Here is a 25,290-nt window from a genome sequence, read left to right on the forward strand (position 1 = left end):
CAATTGTATGCGCCCGCGCTGGGCGCCGAGTGGGGGACCATGAGCGAGACGCGCACGGTGTCCATGCCCGCGGCGGACGCCCCGACGGTCGACGCCCCGTGGCCCGTCTCGGTGCTGTCGGGGAAGATCAAGGGCTGGATCGACCGGCTCGGCACCGCCTGGGTCGAGGGCGAGATCACCCAGTGGGGCGGATCCGGCGGCAACGTCTACGGGAAGCTCAAGGACCTCGACGTCGACGCCACCATCAGCTTCACCGTCTGGTCGTCGGTGCGCGCGAAGATCCCCGCCGACCTCGGCCAGGGCGCCCGGGTCGTCGCGCTCGTGAAGCCCAACTACTGGGTCAAGGGCGGCACGCTCACGATGCAGGTGCTGGAGATGCGCCACGTCGGCCTCGGCGACCTGCTGGAGCGCCTCGAGCGCCTGCGCCAGACGCTCCGCGCCGAGGGCCTCTTCGACGCCGACCGCAAGCGGCGGCTCCCGTTCCTGCCCGGCTGCATCGGCCTCATCACCGGCAAGGACTCCGACGCCGAGAAGGACGTCCTCCGGAACGCCCAGCTGCGCTGGCCGAGCGTGCGGTTCCGCGTCGTGCACACCGCGGTGCAGGGCGACCGGGCGCCGGGCGAGGTCACGCGCGCCATCGGGGTGCTCGACGAGGATCCCGAGGTCGACGTCATCGTCATCGCCCGCGGCGGCGGCGACTTCCAGAACCTGCTCGTCTTCAGCGACGAGACGCTCGTGCGCACGGCCGCGGCCTGCCGCACGCCGCTCGTCAGCGCCATCGGGCACGAGGCCGACCGCCCGCTCCTCGACGACGTCGCCGACCTCCGCGCCTCCACCCCCACGGACGCCGCGAAGCGCGTCGTGCCGGACGTCTCCGAGGAGCTGTCCCGCGTGCAGCAGGCGCGCGCCCGCATCGGCATGCGCCTCACCTCGCAGGTGCGCGGCGAGATCGACCGGATCGAGCAGCTGCGGTCGCGACCCGTGCTCGCGAGCACCGCCTGGATCGTCGACTCGCGCGCCGAGGAGCTCGGCCGCTACATCGCGCGCTCCGCCGAGCTCGCCGGCCGCGTCGTCGAGCGCGGTGTGCAGCGGACGAGCGAGCTGTCCCGGCAGCTCCGCGCCCTCTCGCCGCAGCACGTCCTCGACCGCGGCTACGCCATCGTGCAGACGGCCGACGGATCCGCCCTCCGCGCCCCCGCCGACGCCCCCGACGGCACCGGGCTCGTGCTGCGCCTGGCCGCCGGCGCGCTCGGCGCCACGTCCACGGGCCCCACCGACGACATCCCCTCGTCGGCCGCGCGGCTGCCCGCCTCGCCCGCCCGCGACGCCCGGCCCGCGTCCGACGTCGGAAGCTAGGATCTCCCCCATGCCCACCAGCCCCGCCGACACCGGCGCCGACACCGGCGCACGCCTGCCCGACGTCTCCGCGCTCAGCTACGAGGAGGCGCGCGACGCGCTCGTCCGCGTCGTGAACGACCTCGAGCAGGGCGCGTCCACGCTCGAGGAGTCGATCGCCCTGTGGGAGCGCGGCGAGGCCCTCGCGGCCCGCTGCGAGGAGTGGCTGCTCGGCGCCAAGGCGCGGCTCGACGCCGCGCGCACCACCGCGTCCGACGCCCGCTGACCGTGGCGAAGCCCCGCACCCCGAACGTCGTCGCCGAGCTCGGCCGGCCCGAGACGCCCGAGGAGACCGCCGCCCGCAAGGCCGCCGACTCCCGCCGCCACCGCGCCAAGCAGACCTTCCGCAACCTGCTGTACTCGCTCATCGTGACGGTCGCGACCGTCGCGGTCATCGTCGCCATCGTGCCGCGCTCGAACACCACGATCCTCCCCGACGTCGACTACGCCGCCGCCGCGGCCGAGGCGCAGGGCGGCTTCCCGGAGACGCTCGTCGTGCCGGAGCTGCCGACCGCGTGGAAGAGCAACGACGCCGAGATCCGCCCGGCCGGCCGCGACGGCGTGGCCGTCTGGTACATCGGCCTCATCACGCCGAGCAACCGCTACGTCGGGATCTCGCAGGGCATCGACGCGAACCCCACCTGGCTCGACGAGACGCTGCAGTCCGCCCCCGACGTGAGCCGCGAGGAGATCGGCGGCCTCGAGTGGACCCTCTACGACAACAGCGGCGCCGACGACCCGGGCAACGTCGTGCTCGCGGCGAGCGCCGTCGACGGCGACAGCACCTACGCGGTCTACGGCACGGCCGACGCGAACGAGCTGCGCACCGCGATCGACGCGGTCGCCGCCGCGCGCGGCACCGCGGCGGGCACCACGCCGACGCCCGCCCCCACCGCCGACGGCACGACCACCGACGACACGACCAGCACCACCGCACCCGGAGAGGGGATCGAGGGATGACCGATCAGGACGAGGCCGTGCAGGCGCCCGCCGAGGTCTGGGCCGAGATGATGGAGGGCAACGCCCGCTTCGTCGCCGGCGAGCCCCGGCACCCGCGGCAGGACGTGGAGCGCCGCGCCGCCCTCGCGCACGTGCAGCGCCCGACCGCCGCGCTCTTCGGCTGCAGCGACTCGCGCCTCGCGGCCGAGATCATCTTCGACAAGGGCCTCGGCGACCTCTTCGTGGTGCGGAACGCCGGGCAGATCATCTCCGACTCCGTGCTCGGCAGCCTCGAGTACGCCGTCGCCGTGCTGGGCGTCCCGCTCATCGTCGTGCTCGGCCACGACGAGTGCGGTGCCGTGCGCGCCGCCATCGAGAGCGCGGCCCCCGACGCGGAGGCGCTGCCGCCCCACATCGCCCGCCTCATCGCGCCCATCGAGCCGGCCGTCCGCCGCGTCGCGGGCGACCCCGTGGTGCCGTCCGAGGTCGACGCGGGCGAGGTCGGCCGCGAGCACCTGCGCGACACCGTGACCCGTCTCCTCGAGGCGTCCGAGATGATCTCCGACAAGGTGGCGGCCGGTAGCCTGGCCATCGTCGGCGCCAACTACAAGCTCCTCGAGGGCACCGCGGTGCCCGACGTCATCGTGGGCGACATCCCTCGCTAGAGGGGCTGTCCGCGCTGACCCGCCTACCCCCGCGGCCCGTGCGGCCCGGGTGCATCACCATCCCGAAGGAGAGAGAAACAGCGTGGTCGACACTTCCCCCGGATCAGAGACGAACGGCGCGGACGCGTTCCGCATCGAGCACGACACGATGGGCGAGGTGCGGGTCCCCAGGACCGCGCTGTACGCCGCCCAGACGCAGCGTGCCGTCGAGAACTTCCCCATCTCCGGCCGCGGCCTCGAGCCCGCGCAGATCCAGGCGCTCGCCCGCATCAAGCGCGCCGCCGCGATCGTGAACGGCGAGATGGGCATCATCGACGCCGACGTCTCCCAGGCCATCGTCGCCGCGGCGGACGAGGTGGCGGGCGGATCCCACCACGAGCACTTCCCCGTCGACGTGTACCAGACGGGCTCCGGCACGAGCTCGAACATGAACATGAACGAGGTCCTCGCGGCCCTCGCCACGGCGTCGCTCGGGAAGCCCGTGCACCCGAACGACCACGTCAACGCGTCGCAGTCCTCCAACGACGTCTTCCCGACCTCGGTGCACGTCGCCGTCACGGGCGCGCTCCTCGCCGAGCTGATCCCCGCCCTCGAGCACCTCGCCGAGGCGCTGGAGACCAAGGCCGAGGCGTGGAAGGGGCTCGTCAAGGCGGGCCGCACGCACCTCATGGACGCCACCCCGGTCACGTTCGGCCAGGAGTTCGCGGGCTACGCGCGGCAGGTGCGCCTCGGCATCGAGCGCGTCCGCACCGCGCTCCCCCGCGTCGCGGAGGTCCCCCTCGGCGGCACCGCCACGGGCACCGGCATCAACACGCCCCTCGGGTTCCCGCAGAAGGTCATCCGGGTCCTCGCCGAGGACACGGGCCTCCCCGTCACCGAGGCGCTCGACCACTTCGAGGCGCAGGGCGCGCGCGACGGCCTCGTCGACGCGTCGGGGGCGCTCCGCACGCTCGCCGTGAGCCTCACCAAGATCTGCAACGACATCCGCTGGATGGGCTCGGGCCCGAACACGGGCCTCGGCGAGCTGCACATCCCCGACCTCCAGCCCGGGTCCTCGATCATGCCCGGCAAGGTCAACCCCGTGATCCCCGAGGCCGTGCTCATGGTGTGCGCGCGCGTCATCGGCAACGACGCCACCGTCGCGTGGGCGGGCGCCTCGGGCCTGTTCGAGCTCAACGTCGCGATCCCCGTCATGGGCTCGTCGCTGCTCGAGTCGATCCGCATCCTCGCGTCCTCCACGCGCCTGCTCGCCGACAAGACGGTCGACGGCCTGCGCGTCAACGAGGAGCACGCCCGCGCCCTCGCGGAGTCGTCGCCGTCCATCGTCACGCCGCTGAACCGCATCATCGGCTACGAGGCGGCGGCCAAGATCGCGAAGCACTCGGTCGCCCAGAAGATGACCGTGCGCGAGGCCGTCGTCGACCTCGGCTACGTCGAGCGCGGCGAGATCACAGAGGAGCAGCTCGACCAGGGCCTCGACGTGCTGCGGATGACGGCGCCGGGCCTCTAGGCCGCGGCTCCCACGGACGCCGACGGGCGCCGATCCCCTCGGGGACCGGCGCCCGTCGTCATGCGGCGGCAGCGCGGATCACACGGGGTCGCCGTCGAGCAGCCCCGTGACGAGGGCCGCGATCGCGCTCCGCTCCGAGCGGGTGAGCGTGATGTGGCCGAACAGCTCGTGGCCCTTGAGCGTCTCGATCACGCTGGCGACGCCGTCGTGCCGGCCGACGCGCAGGTTGTCGCGCTGCGCCACGTCGTGCGTGAGCACCACGCGCGAGTTCTGGCCGATGCGGCTGAGCACCGTGAGCAGCACGTTCCGCTCGAGCGACTGCGCCTCGTCGACGATCACGAACGCGTCGTGCAGCGAGCGCCCGCGGATGTGCGTGAGCGGCAGCACCTCGAGGATCCCCCGCTCCACCACCTCGTCCATGACGTTCTGCGAGACGACCGAGCCCAGCGTGTCGAACACGGCCTGCGCCCACGGGTTCATCTTCTCCGCGGCGTCGCCCGGCAGGTAGCCGAGCTCCTGGCCGCCCACCGCGTACAGCGGCCGGAACACCATGATCTTGCGGTGCTGCTGCTTCTCCAACACGGCCTCGAGCGCGGCGCAGAGGGCGAGCGCCGACTTGCCGGTGCCGGCGCTGCCGCCGAGCGAGACGATGCCCACCTCGCGGTCGAGGAGCAGGTCGATCGCGAGCCGCTGCTCGGCGGAGCGGCCCTTGAGCCCGAACACCTCGCGGTCGCCGCGCACGAGGGACACGGTGCCCCGGCGGACGACGCGGCCGAGCGCGGATCCGCGGTCCGAGTGCAGCACGACGCCCGTGTTGACGGGCAGGTCCTGCACGGCCCGGGTCTGCAGCGTCTCGCTCTCGTAGAGGCCGGCCATCTGCTCGCTGGAGAGCGTGACGTCGGCCATGCCGGTCCAGCCGCTGTCGACCGCGAGCTCGGCGCGGTACTCCTCCGCCTGGAGGCCGATGGAGGCGGCCTTCACGCGGAGCGGCATGTCCTTCGAGACGACCGTGACCGCGAGGCCCTCGGTCGAGAGGTTGAGGGCGACCGCGAGGATCCGCGAGTCGTTGTCGCCGAGCTGCAGGCCGTTGGGCAGCGCCGCCATGCTCGAGTGGTTGAGCTCGACGCGCAGCGTGCCGCCGGCCTCGCCCACCTCGATGGGGAAGTCGAGCCGCTCGTGCTCCTCGCGGAGCTGGTCGAGGAAGCGGAGCGCCTGGCGGGCGAAGTAGCCGATCTCCGGGTCGTTCCGCTTCGACTCGAGCTCGGTGATGACGATGACCGGGATCACCACCGCGTGCTCGGCGAAGCGGAAGAGCGCACGCGGGTCGGACAGGAGGACGGAGGTGTCGAGCACGTACGTGCGCTCGGCCTGCGGCGTCCCCTCCCCCGGCTCGCGCGTCGTGCGGTGCTGCTGCGGCTGTCCATCGGGGTCACGGGCCACTCCATCCCCGAGCGTTCGCGCTCGGATCCTGACGGCGATCGGGCCACGGTGACGAGAAGCGGTCCTGCGGCCCTCTCGATCGGGCGCCATGCCCGATGAGTGGAACCTACGTCGCCACCCCACCCGGTGACCAGTGCCACGCGCGAGCCGATGTGTCAGGGACATTAACTCTTGCCCGGGACCCCGCGGCCCGGGCCCGGCGCGTCAGGAGCCGAAGCGGCGCTGGCGGGAGGAGTAGTCGCGGAGGGCGCGGAGGAAGTCGACCTCGCGGAGGTCCGGCCCCAGCGCCTCCATGAAGTAGAGCTCGCTGTGCGCCGACTGCCACAGCATGAAGTCGCTGATGCGCTGCTCGCCCGAGGTGCGGATCACGAGGTCGGGATCGGGCTGGCCGCCCGTGTAGAGGTGCTCGCCGATGAGGTCGGGGGTGAGGAGGGCCGCGAGGTCCTCGAGCGTGCCGCCCGCGAGGTGGTGCGACTGCACGATGCTGCGCATGGCGTCGGCGATCTCGGTGCGCCCGCCGTAGCCGACCGCGAGGTTGATGTGCAGCCCCGTGTTGCCCTTCGACCGCTCCTCGGACGCGTCGAGCCGCGCGATGAGCTCGGCCGGCAGGCCCTCGTCGGATCCCACGTGCTTGACGCGCCAGTCGCGGTGCCGGGAGAGGTCCTCGGCGAGCTCGCCGATGATGTCGATGAGCGCGGTGAGCTCGGCGCTGCCGCGGCCCGTGAGGTTGTCCGTCGAGAGCAGGTAGAGCGTCGTGACCTTGATGTCGAGGTCGTCGCACCACTCGAGGAACTCGAGGAACTTGGCCGCGCCCGCACGATGCCCGTGGGCCGCGGACTCGAGTCCGAGCTGGCGGGCCCAGCGGCGGTTGCCGTCGAGGATCATCGCGATGTGGTGCGGCAGCGCGTTCCGGTCGAGGCCGCGGCGGATGCGCTTCTGGTACGCCCGGTAGAGCAGACCGCGCCACGGTCGGATCGGCTTCTCTCGCACCATCCCACGCTAGCCCACACGCCCGGGAGACCGGATCGCCCGGCCGGTGGACGTCACCACGGCTGTCCTACACTCGCAGGATGACGCCCGCCGCCTCGTCCCCCGGACCGCTCGGCACCCCGGAGGACGACCGCGCGGATCACGGTGCGAGCGCCGCGGCGCCCGGCCCGCACCTCCCCCTCGTCGAGGACGCGCAGGACGTCGGCCCGGAGCCGCGCCCCACCTGGCGCGGCTGGCTGCACGCCGGCATGACGCCCGTGGCGCTCGTGCTGGGGATCGTGCTCATCGCGGCGGCCGAGGGGACGGCCGCCCGCATCGCGTGCGCCGTGTTCGTGGCGTCGTCGCTGCTGCTGTTCGGCGTCTCCGCGGTCTACCACCGGTTCGACTGGTCGCCGCGCACGAAGGTCCTCCTCAAGCGGATGGACCACGCCAACATCTTCCTGCTCATCGCGGGCTCGTACACGCCCATCACCGTGCTGGCGCTGCCGCACGGGAAGTCAGTGCTGCTGCTCTGGCTCGTGTGGTCGGGGGCCGCGCTCGGCGTGCTGTTCCGCGTGCTCTGGATCGGCGCCCCGCGCTGGCTCTACGTGCTGCTGTACCTCGTGCTCGGCTACGCGTCGCTCGTGTTCATCATCGACTTCTTCCGCGCCGACGCCGCGATGATGACGCTGATCCTCGCGGGCGGCCTCGCCTACACGGTCGGCGCGGTGGTCTACGCGCTCAAGCGGCCGAACCCCTGGCCCGGCCGCTTCGGCTTCCACGAGATCTTCCACGCGTTCACGCTCGTGGCGTTCCTCTGCCACTGGACGGGGATCCTCCTGGTGGCGACGCACCCGCCCGTCCTCTGACCGGGCGGGCGCGTCCGGCGCCCGCTACAGGTAGGGCTGCACGTTCTCCGTGTACGCCGCCGTGAGCTGCGTCGCGGCCGCCGGGAACACCTGGGCCGGGTCGGCGTCCTGCGTGAGGATCTGCGCCCACGGCTGCTGCAGGTAGGTGTCGCCGTTCGGGATGAACGTGCGCGCCCAGTCCTGCGAGCGCACGTGCTCGAGGCTGTCGTACGCCGTGCGGAAGGCCGGGTTCGCGTCCCAGTACCCGGTGAGGTCCGACGACCGCCCCGCCGACGTGCGGACGGGCGCGTAGCCGGTCCTCTTCGCGAACGCGACCTGCTGGTCCACCTCCGTCACGTGCTGGATGAACATGCCGGCCGCGAGCTGCTGCTCCTTGCTCTTGCTGCCGACGACCGCGAGGCCCGTGCCGCCCGTGGGCACGAAGCGCCCTTCCGGCCCGCCCGGGAGCACGCCCGTGCCGATCGGGAACGCCGCGCTCGCGGTGACGATGCCGACCGCGCCCGCCGAGGCGATCGTGCACGGGGCGAGCCCGCCCGCGAAGTCGACCGCGGTGTCACCGCTGGCCGCCGCCACGTTCGCGATCCTCGAGTCGAAGACGAGGCCGCGCGCGTAGCCGGCCGCCTCGAGCGTCTCGGGCTGGTCGAGCGTGAGGTCCCAGCCGTCGGAGTACCGGCCGCCGCGGCCCCACAGCACGTTGCTCATCGCCCACGTGCCGATGGATCCCTGGGGCAGGCGGATCGCGGGCGTCCCGCCGGTGGCCCGCATGATCGCCGGCGCCCACTCCTCGAGCTCGGCCCAGGTGTCGGGCGCGCGGTCGGGCAGGCCCGCGCGCTGCCAGATCGACCGGTCGTAGTAGAAGATCGGCGTCGAGCGGGCGTACGGCACCGCGTAGCGCGCGCCGTCGTAGAGGTAGTCGTCGAGGAAGACGCCGTTGAAGTCGTCGAGCTCGAACCCGAGGTGCGCCATGAGCCCGTCCATCGCGGCGGTCTGCCCGTTCACCATGAAGCGGAACCACCAGGTGTCGCTGGCGTTCACCATGTCGGGCATGCTGTCGGTGCCCGCGGCGGCCTGCAGCTTCTGCGCGATCTCGTCGTAGCTCGCACCACCCGTGATCACGTTGACGGTGATGCCCGTCTTCGCCAGGAAGTCGGCGGCGAACTGCGCCTCGAGGTCGGAGGTCTGGCCGGGGTGCGTGGTCCACCAGCTGATCTCGGTGGCGGGCTCGATCCCGTCCCAGTCGGTGTCGGGGGCGACCGCGGCCTGCGCGTCACCGCCGACGGCGGGGCCGGAGCAGGCGGCGAGGAGCGCGGTGCCGCCGAGGACGGCGCCGAGCTTCAGCACGTCGCGCCGACGGAGGGGGCTGGTGGCCGCGGCGCCGAGGGCCGAGCGGGGGTGGATGGGCATGGTTCTCCTGGGGTCGATGGCAGGGCGGGGGCGGGACGAGCGGACGGACGGAGCGACGAGGAGCGCGGTGCCCGGCTCAGCCGGTGACGGCGCCGGCGGTGAGGCCGCCGACGATGCGCCGTTGGAAGACCAGGAACACGGCGAGCACGGGCAGCGTGACGATGACCGTCCCGGCCATCAGCACGCCCCAGTTCGTGATGCCCGTCGTGTCCTGGAGGAGCGTCAGGCCCACGGGCAGCGTCATCATGCGCGGGTCGGTCGTGACGAGGAGCGGCCACAGGTAGTCGTTCCACTCGCCGACGACGGAGACGAGCGCGACGGCGGCGATGGTCGGGCCCGACATCGGGATCACGAACGAGCGCAGGCGGCGGAGGTGGCCTGCGCCGTCCATCGCGGCAGCCTCGAGCACGGAGGGCGGCAGCGTGAGGAAGTGCTGGCGGAAGAGGAACGTGCCGTAGGCGCTCGCGACACCCGGGAGGATGAGGCCCGGGTAGGTGTTGATCCAGCCGAGGCCCGCCACGACCTGGTAGTTCGGGATCATCACGATCTGCTGCGGCACGAGGAGCGCGAGGATCACGACGCCGAACCACGCGCTGCGGAACGGCACGCGGATGAACACCAGGGCGTACGCGGTCATGAGGCCGAGCAGCACCTTGAGGCCGGATCCGACGAGCGTCTTGACGAGGCTGTTGGCGGCGAGCGTGGAGAAGGAGACCGTGTCGGAGGCCGTCGCGTAGTTCGCGGGCGCGAACGACGACGGGAGGATCGTGAGCGGGAGCGAGTAGATCTCGCCGAATCCCTTGAAGCTCGTGAGCACCATCCAGATGAGCGGCAGCAGCATGACGAGCACCGCGAGCAGCAGGGCGAGGTAGGTGCCGGTGAGGGGCGGCCGCGCGGGCCCGCCGGACGTGCGAGATCGACGGCGGCCTCGGGGACGCGGGGCGCGGGGCACCGCCGCGGGCGCGGGTCGGGTGGGGGTCGCGGTCACGAGTAGTGCACCTTCCGCTGGACGACGACGAGCTGGACGAGCGTGACGACGAGCAGGACGAGGAAGAGGATCGTGGCGACCGCCGACGAGTAGCCGGCCCGTCCGGCGACGAAGCCCTCGTGGTAGATCTGGTACATCATCGTGGTCGTGCCCTGCAGGGGCCCGCCCTTGGTCATGGCGCTGATGAGGTCGAAGGTCTGCAGCGAGCTGAGCAGGGTCGTCACGCTGAGGAAGAACGTGGTCGGGCTGAGCAGCGGCAGCACGATGCGGAGGAAGGCGCGCGCCGGTCCCGCGCCGTCGAGGGCGGCCGCGTCGAGCAGGTCCCTCGGCACGGCCTGCAGGCCCGCGAGGTAGATGAGGGCGCAGTAGCCGAGGTCGCGCCAGACCTGCACCGTCGTGACCATGGCGAGCGCCGCGGCCGGGTCGTCGTACCAGTCGGGCGACGGGAGGCCGAGGGCGGTGAGGCCGGCGGCGATGAGGCCGAAGTTCGGGTCGAAGACGTAGAGCCAGAGGAAGCCGACGGCCACGCCCGAGAGCACGTACGGCGCGACGATGATCGTGCGCACGGGACCGCGCAGCCGGATCCGCCGGTTCAGCAGCACCGCGACCCCGAGGCCCAGCACCATCGAGCCGACGACGGTGACGCCCGTGAACACCAGGGTGACGCCGACGACCGTGGGGGTCTGCGGATCCTGGAACCAGGCGACGTAGTTGGCGAGGCCGACCTCGCGCGCCACCTGCGAGCCGATGTTCCACTGGAGCGTCGAGTAGTAGAAGGACTCCAGCAGCGGCTTGTAGGTGTTGACCGCGAGCAGCAGCACGTTCGGCCCGACGAAGGCGAGGAACAGGAGCCCGTCGCGGACGCGGCCCGGGCGGCGGCGGCGCGGGACGGGACGCGCGGCGGCCCGGCGGACGGTCGACCTCCGTGTCGGCACCGCCTCCGGCGTCGGCGCGACCCGGGCGGGCGCGGGGGCGTGCGTCACGTCGGACCTCCTCGTGGAGCAGGGGGAGGGAACGTTCCCTCCATGCCTGGCCACGGTAGGCAGGACGGGTGAACGGACGGGTGGACGCGGGTGGCGAGCGGACGGACGAGCGACGACCGGCACCCCCCGGACGGGGGACGCCGGTCGAGGGCAGGTGGATCAGCTGCCGAGCATCAGCCCCCGTGGTGGCTGTGGCGCCACTCCCCGATCGAGGGCACTCCCACGTAGTAGGGATCCGGCTCGGCCGGGCTGTGGCCGTGCCCCATGGCGCTGACGCGGACAGCATCCGAGGCAGCGGTCGCGGATGCCGACGCCGATGCGTGCACGATGCCCAGACCGACCGTGGCGGTGAGCGCGACCGCGGCGACGGCCGTGACGGATGCGGCCCGGGCGGGACGACGCGGGGATCGGCTCGAGGGCATGGGGGATGACGTGTTCATGGGACTCCGTTCTCGGGGGAGGCACGAGACTACGGAGTCGGCCGGTCGGCGGGACGGCCCGCCTCCACAGCGACCGGACGGGCAGGCCGCCGAGATCCGCGCCGGTCAGCCGCGGGCCGGGCCCGACACGTCGTCCGGATCCGCGGTGCCGTCGCCGACCGCGGGGTCCGTCGTGCGGTCGCCGCGCTCGGGCGCGGCATCGCGCGCGAGGTCGGCCTCGAGCTTCTCCGCCTCGAGACGGCCGCGGATCTCCTCGCGGTAGCGCGTGCGGCGGATCCGGCGGGTCATGTCGACCATGAGCAGCAGCACCATGACGGCGACGAAGAAGATCGCGATGAAGCCGAGGGGCCCGGGTGAGACGGTGTCCGGGTCGAACTCGGCGGTCGGCGTCGGGCTCGGGGTGGTGACCGCGGCGGCCAGGCGGAGGGCGAGGTCCGTGCCCATCACGCGCGCGCCGCCCGGTCCTCGGCGTCGTCCGCGATGCCGGCGAAGAGGTCCTGCTCCTCGTCCGGCACGTCGACGCGCGACTCCACGAGCTGGAAGTCCTCGAACGGCCACGCGCGCTGCTGGAGGTCGCGCGGCCAGCGGAAGAACGTGCTGTCGGGGGCGACCTGGCTCGCGTGCGAGAGGAGCGCGCGGTCGCGGGCCTCGAAGTGGTCGGCCACGTGCACGTGCGTGGTCGCGAGGTCGGGGCGGTCGCCCATCCAGCCGAGCATCTCGTCGACGGCCTCGAGCATCTCGGGCGCCGCGTCGTCGGCGACCAGGTGCTCGCGCACGGCGCGGAGCTTGGCGCCGTTGAAGATCCGGTCGAAGTAGAGCTTGGCCACCTCCCACGGCTCGCCCGCGTCGGGGTACGAGCCCGGGACGCCGGACTCGCGCCACGCCTCCATCGCGATCACGTGCGCCTGGATGTGGTCGGGGTGCGGGTAGCCGCCGTTCTCGTCGTACGCCACGAGCACGTGCGGGCGGAAGGAGCGGACGAGGCGGATGAGCGGCTCGGCCGACACCTCCACCGGGATGCTCGCGAAGCTCGCGGGCGGCAGCGAGCCGTCCTCGCGCGCCATGCCGGAGTCGACGTAGCCGAGCCAGCGGTGCTGGACGCCCATGACGGCCTGCGCCCGCGCCATCTCGATGCGACGGAGCCCGGGGAGGTCGCGCTCGGCCATCGCGCGCTCGGCGAGGCCCTCGTTGAGGATGTCGCCCGCCTCGCCGCCCGTGCAGCTGACGACCATGACCTCGGCGCCCTCCTGCGTGTAGCGGGTGTACGTCGCGGCGCCCTTGCTCGACTCGTCGTCGGGGTGGGCATGCACGGCCATGAGGCGCAGGGTCACGGGGCTCCAAGGGTGGGGAAGGTAGTCTGGATCCCCAGAGTACAAGGTGCGTGTGGAGGAGTGGCCGTGACGACCGAGTCCCGCTCCCCCGTCCCCGCCGGCCCCTTCGGGGACGACGACGAGACCGTCGAGCACCGGGTCCCCGCGCCGCGATCCAGCGCCGCGCTCGACGAGCGGTACGGCCGCACGAGGCCCGCGCGCATCCGCCAGCGCTGGCTCTACGGGGTCGCCGGCGGGCTCGTCGCCCTGGTGTTCGGCGCGTGGGTGCTGTGGGCCGGGCTCGACCAGGCGTCGGGATCCATCGACGCCACCGACCGCGCGTTCGACATCGTCGACGAGCGCACCATCGACGTGACGTTCTCCGTCGTCATGCCGGCCGGCACCGAGGCCTTCTGCGCCGTGCAGGCGCAGGACGAGCAGCGCTCCATCGTCGGCTGGCAGGTCGTCGAGCTCCCCGCCGAGGACGGCTTCGAGCGCACGGAGACGGTGCGCCTGCGCACCACCGGTCCCGCCGTGACCGGGTTGATCCACAGCTGCTGGCCCGCCTAGAGTGGGGGATTCGCCCCGACGGATCCGTCGGGGCGTCCGTGCGAGTGCAAGGAGTCCATCGTGGCGCAGGAGCAGGCAGTCACCTGGCTGACCCAGGAGGCGTTCGACCGCCTCAGCAGGGAGCTCGACACCCTCAGCGTGCAGGGCCGCCAGGAGATCGCGAAGAAGATCGAGATCGCGCGCGAGGAGGGCGACCTCAAGGAGAACGGCGGCTACCACGCCGCCAAGGAGGAGCAGGGCAAGATCGAGGCGCGCATCCGCCAGCTCACGCAGCTGCTGCGGACGGCCGAGGTCGGCGACGCCCCGGAGAGCCACGGCGTCGTGGAGCCCGGCACGGTCGTCACCGCGCTCATCGCCGGCGACGAGACCAAGTTCCTGCTCGGCAACCGCGAGATCGCGGGCGACAGCGACCTCGACGTGTACAGCGAGCAGTCGCCCCTCGGCGCCGCGATCATCGGCTGGGAGGTCGGGCAGAAGGGCGCGTACACCGCTCCGAACGGCCGCGAGATCCCCGTCGAGATCCAGGCCGTGGAGAACTACACGCCATAGCGCTCCCGGACGTGCGGCGAGGGGCCGCGGACCATCGGGTCCGCGGCCCCTCGTGCGTCCGGCGGCAGCGCTGTCCGGCGACCGCGCCGTCGCGCGACCGCGCTGCCGGGCGGCCGTCCGTCAGTCGCGCTGGAGCCGGGGGTCGTAGCCGGCGTCGCGGAGCCGCTGCACGACCTCGGCCGTGTGCTCGGCGCCGCGCGTCTCCACGCTCACCTCGAGCTCGACCTCGCTGATCTGCAGCCCGCGGCCGTGCCGGGTGTGCAGCACCTCGACGACGTTCGCGTTCGCCTCGGAGATGATCTGCGACGTGCGGGCGAGCTGGCCCGGGCGGTCGGGCAGCATGATCCGCAGCTTCACGTAGCGGTCGGAGGCGGCGAGGCCGCGGCTGATGACGCGCTCCATCATGAGCGGGTCGATGTTGCCGCCCGAGAGGATCACGACGGTGCGGCCGGCGTCCTGGACGAGGCCCGCGAGGATCGCCGCGACCCCCACCGCGCCCGCGGGCTCCACCACGAGCTTCGCGCGCTCGAGGAGGAGCAGCAGGGCGCGCGCGGTGTCGTCGTCCTCGACCGTCACGACCTCGTCGACGCTCTCGCGGATGATGTCGAAGTTGAGCAGGCCCGGCTTCGCCACCGCGATGCCGTCGGCGATGGTCGGCGTGATCTCGATCTCCGTGGCCCGGCCCGCGGCCAGCGATGGCGGGTAGGCGGCGGCGTTGCGCGCCTGCACGCCGACGACGCGGATGGTCCGGCCCCCCTCGGCCGCGCGCAGCTTGAGCGCGGTGGCGACGCCGGAGATCAGGCCGCCGCCCCCGATGGGCACCACGACCGTCTCGACGTCGGGCGTCTGGTCGAGGATCTCGAGGCCGAGCGTCGCCTGGCCCGTGATGACGTCCTCGTGGTCGAAGGGCGGGATGAGCACGGCGCCCGTCTGCGCGGCGAACTCGGCCGCGGCCAGCAGCGGCTCGGCGACGGTGTGGCCGCGGAGGATGACCTCGGCGCCGTACTGCCGCGTGGCCTGGAGCTTCGGCAGCGCGACGCCCACGGGCATGAAGATCGTGGCCCGGATCCCGAGCTCGCGCGCCGCGAAGGCGACGCCCTGCGCGTGGTTGCCGGCCGACGCGGCCACGACGCCGCGCGCCTTCTCCTCGTCGGTGAGGCGCGAGATGCGGTTGTAGGCGCCGCGGATCTTGTACGACCCGGTGCGCTGCAGGTTCTCGCACTTGAGGTGCACGGGGCTGCCGAGGATCTCGGCGAGGAAGCGCGACGACTCCATGGGCGTGACGTCGGCGACGCGGCTGACGACCACGCGGGCCGCCTCGATGCGCTCGAGGGTGGGCGCGGATCCGCGGGGCAGCTCCCCCGCGAGCGCCGCGGCCTCCTCGCCCAGCTGCGAGGGGTCGAGCTCGTCGCCCACCGCGCGGAGGTGCGGGAGGTCGGCGTGCGCGGCGGCGGGGGCGGTGGCGGCGTCGGTCATCGGGTGCGCTTCCTGGGGGTGGGGCGGCGGGTGGCGTGCGAGGCGTCGGCGGGGAGAGCGGGAGGGGGCGGCTCGGGCTGCCCCCGCCAGGCGCCGCTGGCGACGTGCTTGACCATGGAGTTGAGCGTGGCGACGAGCGGCACGGCGAAGAAGGTGCCCGCGATGCCGCCGACCATCCCGCCCGCCGCGACCGCGAGCACGACCGCGAGCGGGTGCACCTTGACGACCGTGCCCATGATGAGCGGCTGGAGGATGTGCCCTTCCACCTGCTGCACGATGAGGACGATCACCACCATGCCGACGGCCTGCGGGAGGCCGTTGTAGACGAGCGCCACGAACACGGCGAGGAAGCCCGTGAGCACCGCGCCGACGATCGGGATGAACGAGCCGAGGAACACGAGCACGCCGATGGGGATCGCGAGCGGCACCCCGATGATGGCGGCGCCGCCGGCGATGCCGACCGCGTCGATCAGCGCCACGAGCACCTGGACCTTCACGAAGTTCTGCAGCGTGGTCCAGCCGGCCTTGCCCGCGCCGTCGACCGCGGGGCGCGCGAGGCGCGGGAACAGCCGCACGACCCAGCGCCACATGCCCGGGCCGTCGATGAGGATGAACAGGGTCGAGAACAGCACGAGCAGGACGCCCGTGAGCACGTGCCCGAGCGAGGACGTGACCGAGAGCGCGCCGCTGAGGAGCACGCCGGCGTCGCGCTGCACGGCGTCGACCGCCTGCGCGTACGCGTCGGTGAGCTGCGCCTCGGAGAGCTGCAGCGGGCCGTCGGTGAGGTAGTCGCGGACGTCGGCGTACCGCGTCATCGTCTGCGCGCGGATGGAGTCGTACTGCCCGATGATCTGCGTGGTGACGAGGTAGACGAGCGCCGCCACCGCCACGATGACGCCGATCTCGGAGATCGCGACCGCGAGCCACTTGGGCACGTGATGGCGCTGCATCCAGTTCGAGATGGGCACGAGCAGGGCCGCGAGCACGATCGCGAGGAACAGCGGGATGACCACGTACTCGAGCTGGATCACGAGCCAGCCGACGACGCCGAGCACGCCGAGGATCAGGAGCAGCCGCCAGGCCCACGCGCCCGCGATGACCATGCCGGGCGGCACGGTCGCGGCGACGGTGCGCGCGACCGGCTGGACGGTGTCGACGTCGGGGTCGACGCGGCGCTCGGCGGCGCGCGCGTCCGCCGCGGCTCGCGCGCGGGATCGCTGGCCGAAGATCATGCTGGGAGTCTAGGACGGGCCTCCCGTGCCGCCGCGCCCGGCGGGCCGAGCCGTCGCCGGCCGGACGCCGGGTCGGGGGCCGCGGGTAGCGTCGGGGCATGCCCGACTCCGTCTCCCCCGCCCTCGCCCGACGCGTGGCCCTGGCGGCCCAGGGGCTCGGCCGACCGCATCCGGGGGCCGCGGGCACGCGGCGCCTGGCGGCGGAGATCCGGCGCCTCGGCCTCCTGCAGATCGACTCCGTCAACGTCTTCGAGCGGAGCCACCACCTGCCCGTGCTCGCGCGCGTGGGGCCCTACGACCGCGCCGCGCTCGACCGGATGCTCTTCGGCGGCGGCGGCGCGTACACGGAGTACTGGGCGCACCAGGCCGCCGTGCTGCCCGTCGACGACCTGCCGCTGTACCGCTGGCGGATGGAGGGGGAGCGCGCCCGCCGGATGCGGCCCGGATCCTGGGCGCTCGAGCACGCGCCGCTGCTGGCCGAGGTCCGCGCCGAGCTCGCCCGGACGGGACCGGTGCCCGCGAGCGCCATCGAGCACGAGGCGAACGTGCGCACGGGCCCCTGGTGGGGCTGGTCGGACGTGAAGCGCGCGCTCGAGGCCATGTTCGCGTGGGGCGAGATCGCGAGCGCCGGCCGGCGCGGGTTCGAGCGCGTGTACGGACTCGCGGAGGACGTGCTGCCCGCGGGCGTCCTCGCGCGCGAGGTGCCCGAGGAGGACGGGGTGCGCGAGCTCGTCCGACGCGCCGCGATCGCGCACGGCGTCGGCACGGCGGCGGACCTCGGCGACTACCACCGCCTGTCCCGCGCCGCGACCGACCGCGCGCTCCGCGACCTGGCCGACGCGGGCGAGGTGCTCCCCGTGACCGTGCCGGGCTGGGAGGGGCGCGGGAAGCCGCTGCCCGTGTGGCTGCACCGGGACGCGCGGCTCCCCCGCCGGATCGCGGGCGAGGCGCTGCTGTCGCCCTTCGACCCGGTGGTCTGGTTCCGCGAGCGGGCGCTCCGCCTCTTCGACCTGCACTACCGGATCGAGATCTACACTCCCGCGGCGAAGCGCGTGCACGGGTACTACGTGCTGCCGGTGCTGGTGGACGACGAGATCGTCGCCCGGGTCGACCTCAAGAGCGACCGGCAGTCGGGCGTGCTGCGGGTGCAGGCGTCGTGGATCGAGGGGCGGCACGACGCCGCGGTCGTCGCCGAGCGGATCGCGCCGCTGCTCGAGCGCGCCGCCGCCTGGCAGGGGCTCGAGCGCGTCGGGGTGGTCGACCGGGGCACGCTCGCGGGCGCGCTGCGGGTGCACCTGCCGGCCGTGGAGGCGACGGCGGCCGAGCCGGCGGCGGAGGACCCGGCGACGGATCCGACCGCCTGAGGCGCGGTCCCTAGAACTGCACGCGCGGCGGCTCGGCGATGGACGCGAGGCTCGAGACCTCGTAGAAGTCCCGCTCGCCGAAGCCCAGCCCGCGCACGAAGAGCGTGTTCGGGAACTGCGTGATCTTGGTGTTCAGCTCGCGCACGCCGCCGTTGTAGAAGCGGCGCGAGGCCTGGATCCGGTCCTCGGTGTCGACGAGCTCGCCCTGCAGCTGCAGGAAGGTCTGGCTCGTCTGCAGCTGCGGGTACGCCTCGGCGACCGCGAACAGCGACTTCATGGCGCCCTGCAGGTGCTCCTCCGCGGAGCTCGCCTCGGCCGGGTTCGCGGCGCTGATCGTCTCCGTGCGGGCCGACGCGACCGAGTCGAACACCCGGTTCTCGTGGGACGCGTAGCCCTTGACCGACTCGATGATGGTGGGCAGCAGGTCCGCGCGCCTCTTCAGCTGCACGGTGATGTCGCTCCACGCCTCGTCCACGCGGACGTTGAGGGTGACGAGGGCGTTGTACGTCGCCCAGAGGTAGATGCCGACGAGAACTGCCAGGAGCACGACGACTCCGAGCGCGATCCACAATTCCATGGTCAGGATCCTACGCGGCGGTCCGGGGAGGACCCGGGGCAGGAGGCCCCGCGCACCCGTTCTGGGGGCGTCGCACCGGCGGTGCGCGTCGGGCGCGGGGGCGGGCGTCAGCCGCGCTCGCGCAGGGTGTCGCGGAGGAAGCGGTACGAGGAGCGCGGCGTGCGGTCGCCGGTGCGCGGATCCACGTGGACGAGGCCGCGCGGGTGGGCCCGTCCCGCCTCCCACTCGAAGCCGTCGAGCAGGCTGCCCGCGATGACGGCCTCGAGCCGGACGCCCTCCGCGGGACCGCCGGGGGCGACCGCGGCGAGCGCCTGCACGAGGTGGTCGGAGATCGCGTGCGCCCGGCGCGGGTCCCGACGCGAGCCGTCGCGCTCGTCGACCTGCTCGGGGTGCGCGGCGTCGAGGCCCGAGAGGACGACCGGCGGCAGGGCGTCGCCGTAGCGCGCGCGGAGGTCGGCGAGCACGGCGGGCACGAGGTCGGGCGCGACGACGTGGCCGTCGAGCGCGGACGGGTGGTCGGTCCAGGGCAGCTCGGCGAACGGGATCGCGGCGGATCCGGGGGTGAGGCGCGGCACGGCGGCGACGCGGATGGGGTCGGCGAGCGCGACCCCGTAGTGGTCGAGCGGCTGGCCGATGGCGCGGAGGTCGGCCGGGTCGACGCGGCCGAGGCGCGCGAAGGCCTCCGCGTGCGGGCCGTCGAGGTCCGGGTAGCGGCCGAGGAGGACGGCGTCGGCGAAGAGGCCCTGGTGCAGGGCGCGCGCCGCGACGGCGGCCGCCTGGTCGTCGTCGTCCGCGGAGGCGGCCTCGATGACGCGGTGCGCGTTCACGATGCCGACGCGCGCCGACGAGCGCGAGCCCCGGATCGCCTCGACGGCGCGGCCGTGGGCGAGCAGCTGGTGGTGCACGGTCGGCAGCGCGTCGAGCCCGAGGCGGGATCCGGGCGCGTGCTCCCCCGTGACATGGCCGGCCATGGTGGTCAGCGCGGGCGTGCGCAGCGTCACCCAGTCGGGCACGCGGTCGGCAAGCGCCTCGGCGGCGAGGTAGGCGAGGTCGCCGAAGCGGAGCGCCGTGTCGCGGTGCAGCCAGCCCCCGCGGTCCTGCAGCTCGACGGGCAGGTCGTGGTCGTGCAGGGCGGCGCGCGGGCGGATCCCCGCGGCCAGCAGCGCGTCGATCAGCTCGTCGTAGAAGCCGATGCCCTCCCGGCGGAGGCCGCCGCGGGCCTCGGGCTGGATCCGGGACCAGGAGAGGGAGAAGGAGAGCACGTCGACGCCGAGCTCGGCCGCGAGCGCGACGTCCTCGCGGTACCTGGCCATGTGCTCGGCGCCGCGCTCGGGATCGCTGCCGTCGGCCACGGCGCCGGGCCGGCGCGCGAACGCGTCCCACGCGGACTCCGTGCGGCCGCCCTCGTGCGCCCGGCCCTCGACCTTGGTCGCGCTCGTGCTCACCCCGACGCGCGGGCCGCCCGCGAGGAGCCCCGCCAGCTCGGTCGGCGTGGGGCGGTCGGGGACGGCGTCGCGAGGGGTCACCCCGTCAGTATCCGGCACGGCGACGGGCCATCCGGGCCGGCGCGATCCCGGCGGCGCACCGCCCGTGCACACCCCGCGCACCGGGCCCGGGGACGCCGCGTCCAGGTTCCCGTACCACTTCCATCACGGACGGTGCGGGTGGTTGACACGCCCGGACGCGCACGCATGAATGGACGCACGGTGCAGCACAGAGCGGAGAACGGGGCACGTCCGTCCACGGGGGGTGGAGCGGGCGACGTCCGGCGATCCCGCGAGCGGGTCGTCCGCGCGGTCGCCCTCCTGGCCCTCCTCGCGGCGCTGGCCGCCGGCGGCTCGGCCGCCGCGTCCGCCGCCCCGCAGACCCCGACGCCCACACCGAGCCCGATCCCCTCCGCCGCGCCGGCGCCCGCGCCCGGCCCCACCGTGGACGCGCCGCCCTTCTCCACCGACGGCGCCGTCGCCGTCGCGGGCACGCGCCCCGCGGGCGCCGACGTGCGGGTCACCATCGCGAGCGTGCCCGCCGCCGTCACGCTGCCCTCCTCGACCACGTGGCGCGCGACCGCCACCGGCGTGCCCGACGGCCAGAACCCCATCCGCGTCACGTCGGCCGGCCAGGAGGCCTCCGCGACCGCCTCCGTCCTCCGGGCCCCCGGCGTCAACAGCTTCCCCGTGGTCACGACCGGGCTCGTCAGCGGCACGGGCTACCCGGGCGCCACGGTCGACGCGCGCTCCGGATCCGCGGCCTGCCGCGCGACGGTCGGCGCCTCGAGCACGTGGGCCTGCCTCCTCGCGCCGCCGCCGACGTCGGGCACGGGCGTCCCCGTCACGGCCACGCAGAGCACGTCCTGGAGCACGGGCGCTCCCGCGGTCGGCCGCGGCACGGCCGCCTTCGACACGACGGCCCCCGGTGCCGCGGTCATCACGGCTCCCGCCGCGGGCGCCACCGTCGACCAGGCGGGCATCGCGATCTCCGGCACGTCCGACGAGGACGGCGCCACCGTCCGCGCCTACCTCTCCGGCTACGGCGACGCCGCGTGCCAGGCGCAGGTGTCCGGCGGCCGGTGGTCGTGCACGACCGGCACGCTGCCGCCCGGTCCCCTCGGGATCACGGCGACGGTCACGGATCCGCTCGGCAACATCAGCACGCTCGCCTCCGAGGTGCGCATCACCGTCGCCGCCCCCGCCTCCTCCCCCACGCCGGGCGCGACGACCCCGCCCGCGACCCCCACGCCGCAGGCCACCAGCTCGCCCGAGGGCACGCAGGCCGCTCCCGCGCCCGTGCCGGGATCCGGCGGCGGCTCCTCCTCCGGCCCCGGGGCCGCTCCCGACGGCGCGCCCGGGGCCGGATCCGCGCCCTCGCGAGCCGTGCCCGGCACCTGGAACGCGCCCACGCGCTTCGGGACGTCGCTGCAGCCGCTGCCCATCGCGTTCACGGACGGCCGGGGCCTGCTCCCCCTCCTCCTCGCGCTCGGCGCGGTGCTCCTCGTGACCCTGCCGGCGCTCCTCCTCCGCGGCGCGCTCATCGGGCGCTTCGGCGGGCGCCACCGCGCGGCCGAGGACGTCACGCCGCTCCGGATCGTCCCCCGCGGCGACGCCGGGGCCCTCACCACGCGCGCCGCGGCCGCCGCCTTCACGGACTCCGCGGCCACGACCGGCCAGATGCGCATCGTCCCCGGCCGGCTCGACTCGGCGCCCATCCCCGTGCCCGCCCGCAGCGAGGCCGAGCCGACGCTGCTCGGCGCGCGCCCGCCACGCGAGCCCGGCCGCGCAGGCCGGTGGGGCGGGGCCGCGGCTGCGCTCGCCCTCGCCGCCGCGCTGGCCGCGCTCTCCCTGCCCGTGGGATCCGACCCCAACGCCGTGCGCCTGTTCCTCGCGGCGCTCGTGGGCCTCGCCATCGTCAACGGCGTGGGCGTCGTCGCGGTCGCGTCGGTCGCCGGCCGGGTCGGCGCGGGTCCCGCCCGGGTCCGCGCGGTGCCGGCCCTCCTCGTCCTCTCGGCCACGGCGGTGCTCATGTCGCGCACCCTCGGCCTCGCGCCGCCCGTGGTCCTCGGCCAGGTGCTCGGGCTCGTCGCCGACGACCGCGACGACCGGTCGCGCGCCCGCCTCGCGCTCGTGCAGTCGGGTTCGCTCGCGACGCTCGGGCTCGTGGCCTGGATCCTCTACGGCCTCTTCCCCGCCGACGGCGCCATGTGGCCGCAGCTCGCGAACGAGCTGCTCAGCGTCATCACGCTCGCCTCGCTGAGCTCCGCCGCCCTCGCGCTCGCGCCCGTCTCCCTCGTGCTCGGCCGGTCGCTGCTCGTCCGCTCCCTCCCCCTCTGGGCCGGCGCGAGCGTCGTCGTGCTCACGCTGGCCTTCGCGGCCGTCGCCACCACCGCGAGCGGCGTGCAGGCCGGCGTCTGGATCACCGCCCTCGTGATCGCCGCGGCATTCGCGGCGGTGAGCGTCGCGGTGTGGCTCTGGATCCGCGTGGTCGAGCCCTCCCTCCAGCGCCCCTAGCAGCGCTCCCCGCCGCCCGTCGCGCACCTGGCGCGCGCGCCCGGCCGGGGCCACACTGGGGGCGTCGCCGGCTCCGGCGGCCTCGGTCCGGCCCCCGCGGCCCCGACGGCAGGAGTCCTGCATGAGCACATCCCGCACGAGCCTCCGGGCGGCCCTCACCCGGCGGAAGCCCGTGGACGCCATCGAGGACGAGCCGGGCGCGGGCACCCCCGAGGGCGGCCTCACCCGCTCCCTCGGCCTCTGGCAGCTCACGGCGATCGGCGTGGGCGGCATCATCGGCACCGGCATCTTCACGCTCGCGGGCACGGTCGCGAACCAGACGGCCGGCCCCGCCGTCCTCATCTCGTTCCTCATCGCCGGCATCGCGAGCGCGGCGGCCGCCCTCTCCTACGCGGAGTTCGCGGGCATGATCCCCAAGGCCGGATCCGCCTACACCTACGGCTACGCGGCCCTCGGCGAGATCGTCGGCTGGTTCATCGGCTGGGACCTGCTGCTCGAGTACACCGCCATCGTGGGCGTGGTCGCCATCGGCGTCTCCGGCTACGCGGGCTTCCTGCTCGACCAGCTCGGCGTGGACCTCCCGGCGTGGATGCTCGGCGCGGCCGGCACCGGAGACGGCCACGTGGTCGACCTCTTCGCCGTGATCCTCTGCCTCGGCACCGCCTTCGTCCTCACCCGCGGCATGAAGAGCGTCGGCCGCTTCGAGCTCTACCTCGTGGGGCTCAAGGTCGCGCTCGTGCTGGTGATCGTCGTCATCGGCTTCACGCAGATCACCGGCGCCAACTACCAGCCGTACTTCCCGTTCGGCGCGGCCGGCGTCTTCACGGGCGCCGCGACCGTCTTCTTCGCGGTGTTCGGCTACGACGCCATGAGCACCGCCGCGGAGGAGTCGAAGGACGCCACGAAGCACATGCCGAAGGCGATCCTCCTGTCGCTCGGGATCGCGATGGTGCTCTACGTGCTCGCGACCATCGTGCTCACGGGCATGCAGCGCTACACCGACATCAACCCGGAGAGCGGGTTCGCGACGGCCTTCGAGTCGGTGGGCCTGCCGGCGGTCGCCAACGTGGTGGCGGTGGGCGCGATCGTCAGCGTCGTCACGGTGATGCTCACCTTCATGCTCGGCGCGTCCCGCGTCTGGTTCTCGATGAGCCGCGACGGCCTGCTGCCGGCGTGGTTCGCCGTGACCGACCGGAAGCGGAACGTGCCCACGCGCGTGACGTGGATCATCGGCATCGGCTCGGCCCTGTTCGCGGGCTTCCTGCCCATCACCGTGGTGGCGGAGCTCACCAACATCGGCATCCTGCTGGCCTTCGTCGTGGTCTGCGCGGCCGTGATCGTGCTGCGCTACCGGCGGCCCGAGATCCCGCGGACCTTCCGGCTGCCGCTCATGCCCGTGGTGCCCATCGTCGGCATCGCGTTCTCGCTGTGGCTCGTGTCGTCGCTGCCGTGGGAGACGTGGGTGCGCTTCGGGATCTGGCTCGCGATCGGCCTCGTCATCTACCTCACGTACTCGCGCCGGAACTCCGTGCTCGCGCCCGAGAGCCCGCGCAACCGGAGCTGACGCACGCCGCCGGCCGGTTCACCCGCCTGGACGACGACAGGGGCGCCGCCCACCTCGCGAGGTGGGCGGCGCCCCTGCGTGCACGTGCCTGCGGGCTAGTTCGCGCCGCTGGTGTTGATGCCGCCGTTGACGCCGTTCGGGTAGAACCCGCCCTTGGTGACGGCCTTGTTGTTCAGGTACACGATGTTGAGGACCTGACCGGTGGTGCGGCTGAACGCGATGCCGTTCGCGTCGGTCGGCACGAGGTTCGCGCCGCCCGAGATCGTGATGCCCTGGTCGAGGTCCGTGGACCCGTCGAGGGAGTCGCGCGCGTTCGAGATCGCGTTGGTCGGGGCCGCGAGGCCCTTCGCGAACAGCGAGGTGCGGATGATGCCCGCGTGGTACGCCTCGACCGCGAGGATGCCGGCGGCCGCCTCGAGGTACGTCTTGTTCGTGATGAGCGGAGCGGCGCCCTTGTAGGCGGTCACTCCGACGTCCTCGAAGACGAAGGACGCGAGCAGGAAGTTCTCGTCGCTCGCGAACGCGTCGAACTTCTCGCCCGGCTTGATGAGGCCGGCAGCCGTGGCCGCGGCGGAGAACGCCGCGTCCAGGTCGATGGCCGGACGGGCGACCTTCGCCGAGCCCAGCGCCGAGCGCAGGAACTTGACGTGGGCCTTCTCGTCCTGGGCGATCTCGCGGGCGTACTCGCGGATCGCGCGGTCCTTGAACTGCACCTGGCGACCGCCGGTGACGCCGCCGGGCGTGCCGACGCCCGAGATGTCGTTCGGGACGAGGCCCGCGCCGGTGGAGGCGCGGAGGTAGAACTCGGCCTCGAGGTACTCGAGGTTGAGCGCGAAGTTGAGGACGGCGAGGTCGGTGGCCTGACCCGAGTCGGCCTCGGCCTGGGCGTCGGCCGCCTGGGCTCCGGTCGCGGGGATCAGGGCGGCGGCGCCGACGCCGAGTCCCGCGATGCCCGCCGCGCTGAAGAAGCGACGACGGTCGAGGGGCGACTGCGCGCTCCTGTCGATGGCCTGGGTGATGAACTTCTTGTCGAACATGGATGGAG

24 protein-coding genes are annotated in these 25,290 nt (G+C 73.8%); 11 read left to right on the forward strand and 13 right to left on the reverse strand.

Features of this window, described 5'->3' with window-relative positions:
- Positions 1-39: 39 nt before the first annotated feature.
- From xseA to ACT7CP_RS11635, 5 genes are all read left to right on the forward strand, one after another.
- Positions 40-1,356 carry an exodeoxyribonuclease VII large subunit gene (xseA, locus tag ACT7CP_RS11615; protein WP_445442343.1) on the forward strand — a complete coding sequence of 439 codons (1,317 nt, stop codon included), beginning with the start codon at positions 40-42 and terminating at the stop codon, positions 1,354-1,356.
- Between the two features lie 10 nt (positions 1,357-1,366).
- Entirely contained in the window at positions 1,367-1,621 is a 255-nt protein-coding gene (locus ACT7CP_RS11620) for an exodeoxyribonuclease VII small subunit (RefSeq protein ID WP_413963590.1), read from the forward strand.
- A 2-nt stretch (positions 1,622-1,623) separates the two neighbouring features.
- Positions 1,624-2,355, forward strand: coding sequence for a DUF4245 domain-containing protein (locus ACT7CP_RS11625; protein WP_445442344.1), 732 nt, complete (start codon positions 1,624-1,626; stop codon positions 2,353-2,355).
- Positions 2,352-2,999 carry a carbonic anhydrase gene (locus tag ACT7CP_RS11630; RefSeq protein ID WP_445442345.1) on the forward strand — a complete coding sequence of 216 codons (648 nt, stop codon included), beginning with the start codon at positions 2,352-2,354 and terminating at the stop codon, positions 2,997-2,999. The genes ACT7CP_RS11625 and ACT7CP_RS11630 overlap by 4 nt, the downstream gene beginning before the upstream one ends.
- 82 nt (positions 3,000-3,081) lie before the next feature.
- Entirely contained in the window at positions 3,082-4,509 is a 1,428-nt protein-coding gene (locus ACT7CP_RS11635) for a class II fumarate hydratase (protein WP_413963593.1), read from the forward strand.
- 78 nt (positions 4,510-4,587) lie between these two features.
- On the opposite strand, the gene ACT7CP_RS11640 is transcribed toward ACT7CP_RS11635, so the two are convergent.
- Together ACT7CP_RS11640 and ACT7CP_RS11645 are read right to left on the reverse strand one after the other, a co-directional pair.
- Positions 4,588-6,039, reverse strand: coding sequence for an RNA 5'-3' helicase PhoH2 (locus tag ACT7CP_RS11640; protein ID WP_445442346.1), 1,452 nt, complete (start codon positions 6,037-6,039; stop codon positions 4,588-4,590).
- A 114-nt stretch (positions 6,040-6,153) separates the two neighbouring features.
- Positions 6,154-6,939, reverse strand: a complete 786-nt coding sequence (locus ACT7CP_RS11645; RefSeq protein ID WP_445442347.1) for an isoprenyl transferase — start codon at positions 6,937-6,939, stop codon at positions 6,154-6,156.
- 80 nt (positions 6,940-7,019) lie between these two features.
- Between ACT7CP_RS11645 and trhA the strand changes: the two genes are divergently transcribed.
- Positions 7,020-7,787, forward strand: a complete 768-nt coding sequence (trhA, locus tag ACT7CP_RS11650; RefSeq protein WP_445442348.1) for a PAQR family membrane homeostasis protein TrhA — start codon at positions 7,020-7,022, stop codon at positions 7,785-7,787.
- A gap of 24 nt (positions 7,788-7,811) precedes the next feature.
- Here the strand turns inward: trhA and ACT7CP_RS11655 are convergent, their stop codons facing one another.
- The 6 genes from ACT7CP_RS11655 to mca all read right to left on the reverse strand — a co-directional run bounded on the left by ACT7CP_RS11655 (position 7,812) and on the right by mca (position 12,933).
- Positions 7,812-9,191 carry an extracellular solute-binding protein gene (locus ACT7CP_RS11655; RefSeq protein ID WP_445442349.1) on the reverse strand — a complete coding sequence of 460 codons (1,380 nt, stop codon included), beginning with the start codon at positions 9,189-9,191 and terminating at the stop codon, positions 7,812-7,814.
- Positions 9,192-9,267: 76 nt separating this feature from the next.
- Positions 9,268-10,179, reverse strand: a complete 912-nt coding sequence (locus ACT7CP_RS11660) for a carbohydrate ABC transporter permease (RefSeq protein WP_445442350.1) — start codon at positions 10,177-10,179, stop codon at positions 9,268-9,270.
- Positions 10,176-11,162 (reverse strand): carbohydrate ABC transporter permease, encoded by a 987-nt coding sequence (locus ACT7CP_RS11665; protein ID WP_445442351.1) that lies wholly within the window; start codon positions 11,160-11,162, stop codon positions 10,176-10,178. The genes ACT7CP_RS11660 and ACT7CP_RS11665 overlap by 4 nt, the downstream gene beginning before the upstream one ends.
- 173 nt (positions 11,163-11,335) lie before the next feature.
- Positions 11,336-11,602: a hypothetical protein gene (locus tag ACT7CP_RS11670; protein ID WP_445442352.1), complete on the reverse strand. Its 267-nt coding sequence runs from the start codon at positions 11,600-11,602 to the stop codon at positions 11,336-11,338.
- A gap of 105 nt (positions 11,603-11,707) precedes the next feature.
- Positions 11,708-12,046: a hypothetical protein gene (locus tag ACT7CP_RS11675; protein ID WP_445443982.1), complete on the reverse strand. Its 339-nt coding sequence runs from the start codon at positions 12,044-12,046 to the stop codon at positions 11,708-11,710.
- Complete coding sequence (mca, locus tag ACT7CP_RS11680; protein WP_445442353.1) at positions 12,046-12,933, reverse strand: mycothiol conjugate amidase Mca; 888 nt, start codon at positions 12,931-12,933, stop codon at positions 12,046-12,048. The genes ACT7CP_RS11675 and mca overlap by 1 nt, the downstream gene beginning before the upstream one ends.
- Positions 12,934-12,999: 66 nt before the next feature.
- Between mca and ACT7CP_RS11685 the strand changes: the two genes are divergently transcribed.
- Both ACT7CP_RS11685 and greA read left to right on the forward strand, forming a co-directional pair.
- Positions 13,000-13,482: a DUF4307 domain-containing protein gene (locus tag ACT7CP_RS11685; protein ID WP_413963601.1), complete on the forward strand. Its 483-nt coding sequence runs from the start codon at positions 13,000-13,002 to the stop codon at positions 13,480-13,482.
- 60 nt (positions 13,483-13,542) lie between these two features.
- The gene (gene greA / locus ACT7CP_RS11690) at positions 13,543-14,031 is read left to right on the forward strand and encodes a transcription elongation factor GreA (protein ID WP_413963602.1); all 489 of its coding nucleotides are present in this window, start codon (positions 13,543-13,545) and stop codon (positions 14,029-14,031) included.
- Positions 14,032-14,151: 120 nt separating this feature from the next.
- Here greA and ilvA read toward each other — a convergent pair whose 3' ends face one another.
- Together ilvA and ACT7CP_RS11700 are read right to left on the reverse strand one after the other, a co-directional pair.
- Positions 14,152-15,507, reverse strand: a complete 1,356-nt coding sequence (gene ilvA / locus ACT7CP_RS11695) for a threonine ammonia-lyase (protein ID WP_445442354.1) — start codon at positions 15,505-15,507, stop codon at positions 14,152-14,154.
- On the reverse strand, positions 15,504-16,739 hold the full coding sequence (locus ACT7CP_RS11700; protein WP_445442355.1) for an AI-2E family transporter: 1,236 nt from the start codon (positions 16,737-16,739) through the stop codon (positions 15,504-15,506). Before ACT7CP_RS11700 ends, ilvA begins: the two co-directional genes overlap by 4 nt.
- Positions 16,740-16,837: 98 nt before the next feature.
- Between ACT7CP_RS11700 and ACT7CP_RS11705 the strand changes: the two genes are divergently transcribed.
- The gene (locus tag ACT7CP_RS11705) at positions 16,838-18,103 is read left to right on the forward strand and encodes a winged helix-turn-helix domain-containing protein (RefSeq protein ID WP_445442356.1); all 1,266 of its coding nucleotides are present in this window, start codon (positions 16,838-16,840) and stop codon (positions 18,101-18,103) included.
- A 10-nt stretch (positions 18,104-18,113) separates the two neighbouring features.
- On the opposite strand, the gene ACT7CP_RS11710 is transcribed toward ACT7CP_RS11705, so the two are convergent.
- Both ACT7CP_RS11710 and ACT7CP_RS11715 read right to left on the reverse strand, forming a co-directional pair.
- Positions 18,114-18,680: a LemA family protein gene (locus ACT7CP_RS11710; protein WP_445442357.1), complete on the reverse strand. Its 567-nt coding sequence runs from the start codon at positions 18,678-18,680 to the stop codon at positions 18,114-18,116.
- Positions 18,681-18,787: 107 nt separating this feature from the next.
- On the reverse strand, positions 18,788-20,206 hold the full coding sequence (locus ACT7CP_RS11715) for a glycoside hydrolase family 1 protein (RefSeq protein WP_445442358.1): 1,419 nt from the start codon (positions 20,204-20,206) through the stop codon (positions 18,788-18,790).
- Positions 20,207-20,386: 180 nt separating this feature from the next.
- Between ACT7CP_RS11715 and ACT7CP_RS11720 the strand changes: the two genes are divergently transcribed.
- Positions 20,387-22,681: a hypothetical protein gene (locus ACT7CP_RS11720; protein WP_445442359.1), complete on the forward strand. Its 2,295-nt coding sequence runs from the start codon at positions 20,387-20,389 to the stop codon at positions 22,679-22,681.
- Between the two features lie 121 nt (positions 22,682-22,802).
- Positions 22,803-24,245 (forward strand): amino acid permease, encoded by a 1,443-nt coding sequence (locus tag ACT7CP_RS11725; RefSeq protein ID WP_445442360.1) that lies wholly within the window; start codon positions 22,803-22,805, stop codon positions 24,243-24,245.
- Between the two features lie 95 nt (positions 24,246-24,340).
- Here the strand turns inward: ACT7CP_RS11725 and ACT7CP_RS11730 are convergent, their stop codons facing one another.
- Positions 24,341-25,282, reverse strand: a complete 942-nt coding sequence (locus ACT7CP_RS11730) for a ferritin-like domain-containing protein (protein ID WP_445442361.1) — start codon at positions 25,280-25,282, stop codon at positions 24,341-24,343.
- Positions 25,283-25,290 lie beyond the last annotated feature (8 nt).

The organism is Clavibacter rahimiani (assembly GCF_052654495.1).